Source organism: Rhizobium leucaenae USDA 9039, from assembly GCF_000426285.1.
Classification (GTDB): Bacteria; Pseudomonadota; Alphaproteobacteria; order Rhizobiales; family Rhizobiaceae; genus Rhizobium; species Rhizobium leucaenae.
In genome coordinates, this window is the sequence record NZ_AUFB01000001.1 from 543,268 (window position 1) to 554,180 (window position 10,913).

The window sequence follows — 10,913 nt, forward strand, 5'->3', positions numbered from 1 at the left end:
AAATCCATCCTTTCATAGATTCAGCAGCGGCGATCGGGTAGCAGCCGATCGTCATGTCCCTAATGTCGTTTGCGCTATCCCGTTCCCACCTTTCGCGATCACATTAAATTGCGCAAGGCGGCTCAGCCCTCCAACTCGATGATGGCGCAACCGTACCCATCGAGATCGAGGCCGCCGGCAACGGGCTTTCCATCGTCGAGAAGGTTCTTGCCGGGCGGCACGGCGGCGAGACCTGCGGGCTGATCGGTGTAGTTTTGGATGAACAGCAGCTTGCGCTCGTCATTCATGCGCATGGTGACCTCGACGCCAGCCGGAAGGTCGTCCACCAGCGGCTGCACACCCGCAGTTGGGAACAGCCGTTCAGCCAGTGCAGCCGTCAGTTCGGGTGTGAGATAAGTGCCGAGATAGACGACCTGACCCTTGCCGACCTTGCGCGACGTCGCCATGGGTAGACCGTCCGCATAGCGATTGGACCACGCGGCAACGATCTCGGTATCCGCGTCGACGGAGAGGTTTTCATAGAAGTGCCCGGCCGTCAGTTCCTGGTTGCCGATCTTGAAACGGCGCGTCCTGCGCTGCGATTCCGCGGGCCGGTTTGGCGGCACCACCAGGCCACCCGAACGCTCCATCACCTCGAACAATCCATTGGCGCCGGGTGCGGCGAGACGCCCGAAATCCTCGACGCGCACGCCTGCGAGCTTGGAAAGGGATGTGCCGGGGGCCGTCTGCCTGATGACGTGATTGTGCTCATCCCGCGTGCCCGTGCGTGCGCCGATAACGACCGTGCCACCCTGCTCCGCGAACGCTTGGAGCTTTTCAGTCCATTCGTCCTGCCACATCACCCAATGCGGAACGTAGAACAGCTTCAGCTTCGAAAGATCATCCTCGGGATGAATGAAACCACAGGCGATGCCGCGATCGTAACAATATTGGTGCAGGAGAACCGCGTCATCCTGGGGGCTTGGCAGTCCGATCGAGTAGGTTTTATGGGCTTCCTGATTGTCAAAATCCGAACCGGCGATACCCACATCCATACGCACGTAGGTACCCAGAATCTTATCCTTCAGCGCCGTCATTTCAGTGGCGAACTGCTTGGCTTCATCATAGCGATGGCGACCAACGTCGTCATGGTCGATGATGCCCATCCAATAGATCTCGGCACCGAAATGGGCTGGACGCCAGCGGAAGAACATCAATCCGTCAGCGCCGTGTGCGACCGATGACATGGCCATGCGCCGAAGCTCTCCCGGCTCCGGCGTCAGCGTGCAGAAACCCGGCTGGCTGCCGAAGCCGGACTGCTGCTCCGGCACGATGTAGTTACCCGAAAAGCCGCGGCATATATCAAGATGCAGCGCCTGAACCTTTGCGTGGTTTCCGATGCGCTGAAACTCGTCATAGAGCATCGGATAGATGTCGTAGCCGACGAAATCGAGATCCTTGGTGAACTGACCGCGAAAATCGATATCCCGCAGGCCGCCGAGATTGTGGAAGACGAACCATGACGGGTTCGTGGCCCGCAGGATCTCGACCTGATCGTGCTGAAACCGTGCCGTCGCGAATGCAAGGAAGCGATGGTAGTCCTGCACATGGCCCGGACTGGGGAAGGTCGGGCCAAATTCGATCGGAAGCACGACCTGGTCGAAACTATCATAGGCAGTTGCCCAGAAATCACCGCCCCATGCAGCGTTCAGCTTGCCGGTAGTGCCGTATTTCTCCGCGAGAAATATCTGAAATTCGCTCAACGTCGCCTTCGAGTAGCTCTCCGGCATGCTCGTATTCAGCTCATTGTCGGTCTGCCAGCCGACAACATGCGGGTTGTCTCGATAGTGTTCGGCCATCGCCCGGGTGATGCGGCGGCTGTGTTCGCGGAACACGGGACTTGCCGTATCGCAGTGTTGACGCGATCCATGGCTCATCGGACGGCCCTTGCCGTCAACGCGCAGGATCTCGGGATGGGCGACGGTCAGCCAGCGCGGCGGCGTGGCCGTCGGCGTGCACATGATCGTATCGATCCCGTAGCGCCCGAGCATGGCTATGGCGCGGTCGAACAGATCAAAATCAAAGGTGCCAAGCCTGGGCTCGAGAATATGCCAGGCGAATTCCGCCATTCGCACCACGTTGAAGCCCGCCTTCGCCATGCGCTCGGCATCGCGCTCCCAGTAGCTCTCGTCGACATGCTCGGGATAATGGGGAGCACCGACCAGAAAACGGTCGGTCTTGACGGTATTCCAAGCGGATGGGGTCTTAGCAATGTTCTTGTCAGACACGGTCTTATTTCCCGAATTCATTTGTCGATGATCGTCTTGCGGGCGCTGATCGTGCGTCCGCCATTGGATGAGAAGAGATAAAGCTCCTTGGCGTCGAGCTTCAGAGCCACGGCTTGGCCAGATGTGAACGGAGCGACGTAGCTGAGCTGCACCGTGATATTTCCGGTGCCGCTTTCCGAGGCGATGGTACGCAGGCTGCCCGCATCTACGTAGAGGATGGTTTCACGGCCGAGGTGCTCAACCAGTTGCACCTGCCCTTCGATCGCGCCGCCGTGGGCTACATCGGTGACGATCGATATGTTTTCCGGCCGGACACCCAACGTCAGATCGGCGCCCTTTTGCAGCGTCACGCCATCGGACAATTCGACCGTCAACGGCACGATGCCGGGAGCAGAGACCCGAACCTCTCGGCCGGAAACTTCGTCTACAGTCACGGCAAGGAAGTTCATTCTCGGAGCCCCAAGGAAACCCGCAACGAAGAGATTTTGGGGATTTCTGTAGAGCTCCAGCGGTGACCCCACCTGTTCGATCACGCCCTGATTCAACACCACGATGCGGCTCGCCATGGTCATGGCTTCCACCTGATCGTGTGTCACGTAGACCATGGTCGCACCGAGTTCCGCGTGCAGACTGCTCAACTCGACGCGCATCTGCGTCCTGAGCGCCGCGTCGAGATTCGAAAGCGGTTCATCGAAGAGGAACACATCCGGAGAACGGGTGATGGCACGGCCGATGGCAACGCGCTGCCGTTGGCCGCCCGATAGTTGCTTGGGCCGCTTCTCAAGCTGATCGGTGATGCGCAGGATCTTCGCCGCGCGTGCAACGGCGGCATCGATTTCGGCCCTTGGTCGTTTGGCCATACGCAGGCCAAATCCCATGTTCTCCGCCACCGTCATATGCGGATAAAGGGCATAGGATTGAAAGACCATGGCGATGCCGCGATCCCCCGGCTCTTCCTTGCTGACGTCGCGGCCATTGATCAGGATCTGGCCGGACGAAATCCCTTCCAGGCCGGCGATCGTCTTGAGCAGGGTCGACTTGCCGCAGCCGGAAGGCCCGACCATAACGATGAACTCGCCCTGCTCGACGGCAAGGTCGATCCCGCGCAATGCATGGTATCCACCGTAATTCTTGTTGATCTGTCGCAGTTCGAGGCTGGTCATGCTTCCTGGCTCTCTGCTGTTGAAATCTTGAGTTCTGGGAAAGGAAATGCCGTCTTGCTCATCCCTTGACGGCCCCCATAGTGAGACCGGCGATGAAATGGCGCTGCATGAGGAAGAACATGATGACCGGCGGAACGGCGACGACGATCGTACCTGCCGAGATCAGGTTCCATGCCGAAACCCATTCACCGCGCAGATTGGCAAGACCGGCAGTCACGGGCTTCACCGAGTCGCTGACCGTCAGCACCACCGCCCAGAAGTAGTCGTTCCAGATGAAGGTGAAGATCAGAATGGCTAACGCAGCGAGAGCTGGCCGGACCAGCGGCACGGCAACATGGATCAGTGTCTGGAAAGGCGTTGCGCCTTCGGCGCGCGCGGCCTGAAAGAGTTCATCGGGCAAGGCAGCGATGAAGTTCCGCATGAAGAGCGTTGCAAATCCCGTCTGGAAAGCAACATGGAAGATGATCAGCGCCGTCGTCGTGTCTATCAGATTCAGCCGCACCATAAGATCGCGCACAGGGATCATCATGATCTGATGCGGCAGGAAATTGCCGCCAACGAATAGCGCAAAGATCAGCATATTGCCCGGAAAGCGGTAGCGGGAGAGAACGAAGCCCGCGAGCGTGCTCAGAACCAGGACGCCGATGACCGAGGGAATGGTGATCGTCAGGCTGTTGAGGAAATACTGGGCCATCGGGGTCTGCGTGAAGACCGCCGTGTAGTTCTCGACCACACCGAGTTCGGTCGGCCACCCCCAAAGGTTGCCGCTCATGACATCGGTCGTAGACCGGAACGACGTCAGGATGATCGCAAACAGAGGGCAGAGCCAGAGCAGGAGAACAAGCAGCACCGCCAGGACATAAAACCGCCGCTGCCAGATGGCTGTTTCCGGAATAGGACGAGGATACATCAGCCACCTCTCTCTTCTGTGCGAATGATGCGTGACAGGTACCAGGTGATGAAGACGGCCATGATCACGAAAAGAACGGATGCGATCGCCGCTCCATAGCCGAAGCGGTAGGAGAAGATCGACTGCTCGTACATCTGATAGGCCAGCACCGAAGATGATCCGAACGGGCCGCCCGCCGTCATCACGGAGATCATGTCGAAGGATCGAAGCGCACCGACGACCGTCACCGCGATGGCAATGAAGGTTACTTGCGTCAGTTGCGGCAGGACGATGTGCCACAACATGTTCCATCCCCTCGCCCCGTCCACGCGGCCCGCGCCTATGAGTTCCTCGCTCAGATTGTTCAGACCGGCGAGATAGAGCACCATGCAGAAAGTGACCTGCGGCCAAAGCGCTGCGATGACGATCGCAAATGTCACGAAGTGCTCGTCGGAAAGAACGGCAGGGGCGGTTGCGCCGAATGCCTTGAAGATCAGGGCAAGAAGTCCGAACTCCGGCGTGTAGACCCATGTGAACACGACCCCCACCGTGACCGAAGCCAGCACCAGCGGGATGAAGAACAGGGATTTCAGGAAGCGCATGCCCCTCATTTTCTGATTGACCAGCAACGCTATGGCCAACCCGAGCGGCGGCGCGGCCATGAACATGATCAGCCAGATGAGGTTGTTCTTCAGCGAAACGTAAAATTGCGGGTCGTTGAAAAGCTCGATATAATTTCCAAAACCGACCCAGTTCATCGGGCCGAAACCATCCCACTCGTGAAAACTGATCCAGACGCTGCGTACGGCCGACAGCAGGATAACCGTGAAAAAGAGCAGGATCGCCGGTGCGATAAGCAAAGTGGGGGTGAGCCACCAACGTTGGCGGCGCCAAATCATCAACATATCCAGAGCCTCATTGGAGTTATGAGGGAGCGGAAGCGCGCTTCCGCTCCCCGGTCACCGGGAGGAGAACTAGAGTTTGTAGATGCGCTTGCGGGTGCCCTCGAGGCGCTGAAGAATGGAGTCGCGCCGATCGGGCTTGGCCATGAATTCCTGGAAGCCGACGAGACCCGCCTGGGCCATATCGGGGTCGCTATCGCGGTCGTAGTACTGAGAAGCCCCCTGCAGCTTCTTCAAAGTCTCGACCGCCACGTTGACGAGCGGATCCTTGCTCGGCGGAAGATCGTTGCGCGGCGGCACGTTTCCGCCCGGCTCCAGGTAGGCCGCGAGATTTTCCGGCTTATAGAAGTAGGCAAGGAATTCGCGAGCACCCTGCTTGTTCTTCGCGTTGGCGGGAATGTGGATCGAATTGACCGAGAATTCCTCGAAGTGACCGACCTTCGGGTCGAGAACCGGGAAGGTGGCATAAGACAGTTGCGGCAGATCCTCTGCGGTAAAGGCGGACTTCAGAAAGGCGCCGAGATTCATCATGCCGGCCTTTTTCTGGGCAAGCAGTGCTGCGGCCTCCTGCCAGCCAAACGATGTATGGTTGGCGGTGAAGAACTCCTTATTGATCATCCCTTCCCATTGATCGAAAACCGGCTTCAGTGATGGATCAAGATAGCTCATCTCGCCGTTCATCAGCGCCATGTGCTTGTCGAGGCCATTGATGCGCAGGTTCATCTGATCGAACCAACCGGCAGCCGGCCAAAGCTCCTTCGTTCCCATGGCGATCGGGGTAAGACCGGCGGCCTTGCACTTGTCGCCGTAAGCCACAAACTCCTCAGCCGTCGTCGGCACGGTCAGACCATGCTGATCGAAGACATCCTTGCGGTAGAACATCCCCCAAAGGGTGCCGCCCGTCGGCAGGCCATATTGCTTGCCATCGACGGTGACCGTTCCCGCCGTCGCGCCGAGCACGTCCTTGTATTTTTCCTTCTCGAACAGATCGGAAATATCGTCGAAGAGGCCACGCTTTACGAAAGCACGCATGCGATTGCCCGAAAACCACGTGCAAATGTCGGGTGCGCCGGCAACAAGATAGTTGCGAATGGCCGTCTTGTGGGCCTCGTGATCCATATTGTTGATGACGACGCTGACCCCGGCTTCCTTCCCGAAGTTCTCGGCGATCGTCTTCAGCGCGGTAAGCGCCTCGGCATTGTTTTCCGCCGAGATCACCGTGACTTTCTGCGCCTGTGCGATCGCTGGCGCGGATAGGCCGCCTGCCAGAGCGGCCGCCGACACGGCACCTGCGCCTTTCAGGAAGTTGCGGCGAGTGGACGGAAAGATTTGCTTAAAATGCACCATTGAGTTCCTCCCAGTGGATCTATCAACACGGCCTGGCCAAGCCCTCCCCTCGAGATGCAAGTCAGGCATTCAACGCGCCGATTTTGTCGCTTATTCTCAGGGCGGAAACCGCATCCGGAGTTGATCGGCGGGTGGAGTTATGCATAAATCGACAGAGCCTGCAATAATTAATTTACAAAATTAAGGAACTGAAAGTGAAGCTGAAGGGCGACCAGAGCACTGCAAGGGCACTTAATCGACGCCTGATCCTCAATCTTTTGCGCAGAGAGGGGCCGCGAAGTCGCGCCGATATCGCAACAATTACAGGGCTAAGCCCTGCAGCCGTGACGTTCGTTGTCGGCGACCTCTGTGAAGAAGGCATCGTTGTGGAAGGCCAAGCCGTGACTGGCCTTACCGGCAGGCGCCCTATCCCCGTGCAGATCAACTACGAGCATGGGCTCGCGGTTGGGTTCAAGCTGATGACGGATTCCGTTGAGTGCGTCACAACCGACCTTGCGACGAATCCCCTGGCGGCAATGCGCATACCCCTTGCTCGTCACGAGCCCGACTACGTCGCCGACCTGCTGGCTAACACCGTTCCTGAAATCGTCAAACTCGCCGAACGCCCTCATGCCAAGCTTACGGGTATCGGTATCTCCATGCCGGGCGTCATCAATGATGAACAGACAGCGTGTGTCCGCAGTCATCGCTTCAAATGGGACAATGTTCCCCTCGCCTCGCTTGTGGCAACGCGCGCAAACGTGCCGGCCTGGCTGGAAGACGACACCAACGCCTATGCCATTGCTCAGCAGCTTTTTGGGTTAGGGAGACAGCATCGCAATATGGCCGTCCTGGCGGTCGGTATTGGCATAAGCTGCGCGCTCGTGATCGAAGGAAAGCTCTATCGCGGCGCGAATGGTGCGGCCGGCAAGTTCGGTCATACGCTTTATGAAGAAAATGGGCGGCTGTGCGAATGCGGCAAGCGCGGCTGCCTGATGGCCTATCATTCCGAAGCATCGATCCTGAGACGCTGGCGCGAGGAAACCCGACATGAAGAGGACAAAGAGCTTCCCGAACTCCGCAGTGCATTGGCGGCCGGCGACCGGGCGGCGGTCGCGCTTGTCGAACACTCCGGCAAAAGCATAGGAACGGCGCTCGCCAATCTCGTCAACATCACGGATCCGGAAGTCATCGTCGCGGGCGGCGAAGCTGTCTCGCTTGGCGAACATTTTCTCGGGCCGCTTCGCGACGCCCTAGCCGCCAGGACCTTCAGAACAGCTCCTCCCCTGCTTCCGGATTGGGAAGATAACTCCTGGGCCCGCGGCGCCGCTGCGCTGGTCACCCAAAAAATGTTCGATTTCGAATCGTCGAGCGGCTTTACCGATATTGGCCGGACATACACCGGCAGCCCAAAGAAATCCGCCGGGTAGTCGCCTGTCGCATCAAGGCTCGCGATGTGCCGATTGCGGGCTTGCTGCTCCCGATGAGCAGGCAGTTTTGGCTCGAAGAAGGCCAGTTCTCGCTCGTCAGTGACCGCAGGCAATAGCAGCCGTAGAATAACGTGGAAAAGCTTCACACAGGTAAGGGTGTTGTAAGCAGAATATTCGACGTTATGACTATGTGGGAGGGCTGAAGGGGCGCGGCTCGGAATCGGAGGGGAATAAATGAGACGCACAAAGGAGGAAGCGGCTGAAACCAGACGTGAGATACTGGGCGCCGCGGAGGTGTTGTTTCTCAATAACGGCTATGAAAATGTCACGCTGGACGAAATAGCGGCGGCCGCCGGTGTTACGCGCGGAGCAGTTCACTGGCACTTCAAGAACAAGCAAGGTCTCTTGTTTGCGATCCGCGACAAGGCGCAGCAGCCGTTCCAGGAACTTGCGGAGCGAATTGCGGAAAGACACCCGCCCAATCCGCTTGAGCTGCTGATAGACACGATTTCGGGGACATTTGCAGATCTTCAGCAGGAGCCGCGTAAACGCGGGATGCTGAAAGTCATCATGTATCTCGACATGGCATTTTGTGAGGACGCCACAGACAATGAGGATTCTTTCCGGCATGATATGCGGACGCACTTTGCAAGAATTTTTCACTCCATCGATGCCGTCAAGCCGTTGCCTCCCCCTTGGACAGCGGATACCGCCGCTTCCGCTTTGACCGCGATCATTGGAGGGTTAGTCGGAGAATGGGCGCTCGATAGAGGCGACTTTCAATTGGTTCCCTGCGGCCAAGCTCTTATCAAAATGATCCTGACCACTTGGTTTCCGACGCATCAAGGACACGAAGGCTCAGTCACGACAGCATGAATGCTTAATAAGAAAGGGTTCGGTAGGGAAAACCGAACCCTTTCCGTATTTGATCGGAGGTCAACCGATCAGTGTAAGAAGCCTGCGGGATTGGAAACCGCAAGCTTCTCCTACCCGGCACAGGCCGGATAATTTAAGATTAGAAACTGCGCTGGAAGCGCAGGATGCCGGCCCACTGGTCCTGATTGACCGAATCCCAATCCGTATAGGAGATTTCGGGTTCGATCAGCAGGTTTTTAACCGGGTTCCACTTGACGTTCGTCGTCGCGGCGAAGATCTTCGAGTCGGTGTAAGCGAGCTGCAGGTTCCACTTCAGCTTGTCGTTGATCGGAACGCCAACGCCGCCCCAAACTGCCCAGTCGCCCCAGCCGCAAAGATCAGGACGGCCTGCCGGGCAAGCGGAACGATCCAGGTTCGTGCCGGCATACTTGTTCAGCTTGTCGCCGTCCGTGTTCCAACCGCCCATCAAGAAGGCAGAGAAGGCACCGAAGTCGGCGTCGACGCGGGCCTTGACGGCACCTTCTTCGACGATCGAGTCGTAACCACCGACGACTTTGACGCCCCAGATGCCGGACTTGAAGCCAGCACCGGCGACCACGTCAGGAGCGTAGTGATCCGCCTTGTCATCACCCCACCAGCTCGAGCCGTAGGATGCGCCGGAGCCGCTGGAGTTGGAATCTTCGAGCGAGATCACAGCCGTGAAGCCGTTGCCGGCGTCGTAGTTGTAGGTGATCTGGTTCAGCTCGTACGGGCCGTCATAGATCACGTCGTCGTTGATGACGTCGCCGGCATAGCCAGCATAGAGGTTGTACTGCGAGTCGAGCTTGCCGACGGTGAAGCCACCGAGGCTGATATTGGCAAACAGCAGCTTGGTGCTCGTCGCATTGCCTTCCTGCCAGTCCCAACGCAGGACCATGTTGGTCTTCAGCGGGCCATATTCGGTATCCGTTGCGGTATCGACATTGAGCTCGGCGCGGGTGTGCCACAAGGTGCCGGTCTTGTTCGTCGGGCTATAGGCATCATACCACTCGCCTTCGCTACGAACTTGGCCGCCGATCTTCAGGCAGGTTTCGGTACCCGGAATAAAGAAATATCCCGCGCCATAGGCGTCGCAAATGCGAACATACTGAAGAGGCTCCGGTTCGGCAGCGACGATAGCATCCGCGGCGTGTGCGCCGGAAACTGCGGCAAGCGAGGCCGCAGAACTGATCAGAAGGCTTTTCAAATTCATCTTAAACTCCTGGTTGTAATATGCATTTCAAAGATTCCGCACGCATGGAGGTTCATCCACCAACCCCATGCAGAATTGACCTCGCATCAACGCGATCGAACAGATCTGCGATTGCCCTGCTTGATTCTGGCTTAAGTCCCTCTTATTCCGCCCAATCAGCCCCGCGACACGGCCCTGAAATGCCCTACCGATGCGGCCGATAGTTCGACCGCCAGACACATTCATGTCCTGAGTTTTATTTACAAACGAACGGTATGTTTGTCAATTATATGAAGGTGCCCTTATCACAAGCTTCGCTTGCTGTGACCAATATGCAACTATCGGCTTCAGCGCTGTTATTTATGCCGCCGCTATGCGCAGCGGGGATTGCTATTGCGGAGAGAGATTTGGTGGCCTTCTCAGCCGTTTACAAGTCGCGAATCCGCACGGAGACTGGCGTCGGTCGCCATCTTTCCCGAGCAGGAGCTTTGGAAGGCCGAGTTGATCGTGCGTGCCTCGACCGGCGTGGCGCCGGCCGACTAAGATAATGTAATTGGCACGACCTATCCGAAAACCGCTTCACGGTTTTCGGGATCATGCGCCAATGCTTTAGAATTTCGGCGGCATCCGACCGGCAGCACGGTGCGCAGCAATCGAGGTATTGGCCATCAGCATGGCAATCGTCATCGGCCCGACGCCACCCGGAACCGGGGTGATGACGGCGGCAACTTCGCCGGCTTCCGCAAAGGCGACATCGCCGACCAGGCGGCTCTTGCCCTCGCCTCTTTCCGGCGCATCAATGCGGTTGATGCCGACATCGATCACCGTCGCGCCCGGCTTGACCCAATCG

8 protein-coding genes and 2 pseudogenes are annotated in these 10,913 nt (G+C 58.0%); 3 read left to right on the top strand and 7 right to left on the bottom strand.

Annotated elements, in window-relative coordinates; all coding sequences use genetic code 11:
• Window positions 1-122: 122 nt before the first annotated feature.
• From K290_RS0102650 to K290_RS0102670, 5 genes are all read right to left on the bottom strand, one after another.
• The gene (locus K290_RS0102650) at window positions 123-2,267 is read right to left on the bottom strand and encodes a beta-galactosidase (RefSeq protein ID WP_028750427.1); all 2,145 of its coding nucleotides are present in this window, start codon (window positions 2,265-2,267) and stop codon (window positions 123-125) included.
• 17 nt (window positions 2,268-2,284) lie between these two features.
• Window positions 2,285-3,430: an ABC transporter ATP-binding protein gene (locus K290_RS0102655; RefSeq protein WP_028750428.1), complete on the bottom strand. Its 1,146-nt coding sequence runs from the start codon at window positions 3,428-3,430 to the stop codon at window positions 2,285-2,287.
• 58 nt (window positions 3,431-3,488) lie between these two features.
• Window positions 3,489-4,340: a carbohydrate ABC transporter permease gene (locus K290_RS0102660; protein WP_028750429.1), complete on the bottom strand. Its 852-nt coding sequence runs from the start codon at window positions 4,338-4,340 to the stop codon at window positions 3,489-3,491.
• Complete coding sequence (locus K290_RS0102665; RefSeq protein WP_028750430.1) at window positions 4,340-5,224, bottom strand: carbohydrate ABC transporter permease; 885 nt, start codon at window positions 5,222-5,224, stop codon at window positions 4,340-4,342. Before K290_RS0102665 ends, K290_RS0102660 begins: the two co-directional genes overlap by 1 nt.
• A 69-nt stretch (window positions 5,225-5,293) precedes the next feature.
• The gene (locus K290_RS0102670; RefSeq protein ID WP_028750431.1) at window positions 5,294-6,568 is read right to left on the bottom strand and encodes an ABC transporter substrate-binding protein; all 1,275 of its coding nucleotides are present in this window, start codon (window positions 6,566-6,568) and stop codon (window positions 5,294-5,296) included.
• Window positions 6,569-6,762: 194 nt separating this feature from the next.
• On the opposite strand from K290_RS0102670, the gene K290_RS0102675 reads away from it, so the two are divergent.
• Together K290_RS0102675 and K290_RS0102680 are read left to right on the top strand one after the other, a co-directional pair.
• Window positions 6,763-7,977, top strand: a complete 1,215-nt coding sequence (locus K290_RS0102675; protein WP_028750432.1) for an ROK family protein — start codon at window positions 6,763-6,765, stop codon at window positions 7,975-7,977.
• 234 nt (window positions 7,978-8,211) lie between these two features.
• Window positions 8,212-8,853: a TetR family transcriptional regulator gene (locus tag K290_RS0102680; RefSeq protein WP_028750433.1), complete on the top strand. Its 642-nt coding sequence runs from the start codon at window positions 8,212-8,214 to the stop codon at window positions 8,851-8,853.
• A 139-nt stretch (window positions 8,854-8,992) separates the two neighbouring features.
• Here the strand turns inward: K290_RS0102680 and K290_RS0102685 are convergent, their stop codons facing one another.
• Window positions 8,993-10,084, bottom strand: coding sequence for a porin (locus K290_RS0102685; protein WP_028750434.1), 1,092 nt, complete (start codon window positions 10,082-10,084; stop codon window positions 8,993-8,995).
• A 396-nt stretch (window positions 10,085-10,480) separates the two neighbouring features.
• On the opposite strand from K290_RS0102685, the pseudogene K290_RS38920 reads away from it, so the two are divergent.
• Window positions 10,481-10,606: pseudogene (locus K290_RS38920) on the top strand (transcriptional regulator); the annotation flags it as partial.
• A gap of 66 nt (window positions 10,607-10,672) precedes the next feature.
• Here the strand turns inward: K290_RS38920 and K290_RS0102690 are convergent.
• Window positions 10,673-10,913: pseudogene (locus tag K290_RS0102690) on the bottom strand (bifunctional methylenetetrahydrofolate dehydrogenase/methenyltetrahydrofolate cyclohydrolase); the annotation flags it as partial.

Bases quoted from the DNA above. Each gene is read 5' to 3' on its own strand.
- K290_RS0102655 (WP_028750428.1), bottom strand. From the start codon at position 3,430: ATGACCAGCCTCGAACTGCGACAGATCAACAAGAATTACGGTGGATAC.
- K290_RS0102660 (WP_028750429.1), bottom strand. From the start codon at position 4,340: ATGTATCCTCGTCCTATTCCGGAAACAGCCATCTGGCAGCGGCGGTTT.
- K290_RS0102665 (WP_028750430.1), bottom strand. From the start codon at position 5,224: ATGTTGATGATTTGGCGCCGCCAACGTTGGTGGCTCACCCCCACTTTG.
- K290_RS0102670 (WP_028750431.1), bottom strand. From the start codon at position 6,568: ATGGTGCATTTTAAGCAAATCTTTCCGTCCACTCGCCGCAACTTCCTG.
- K290_RS0102680 (WP_028750433.1), top strand. From the start codon at position 8,212: ATGAGACGCACAAAGGAGGAAGCGGCTGAAACCAGACGTGAGATACTG.
- K290_RS0102685 (WP_028750434.1), bottom strand. From the start codon at position 10,084: ATGAATTTGAAAAGCCTTCTGATCAGTTCTGCGGCCTCGCTTGCCGCA.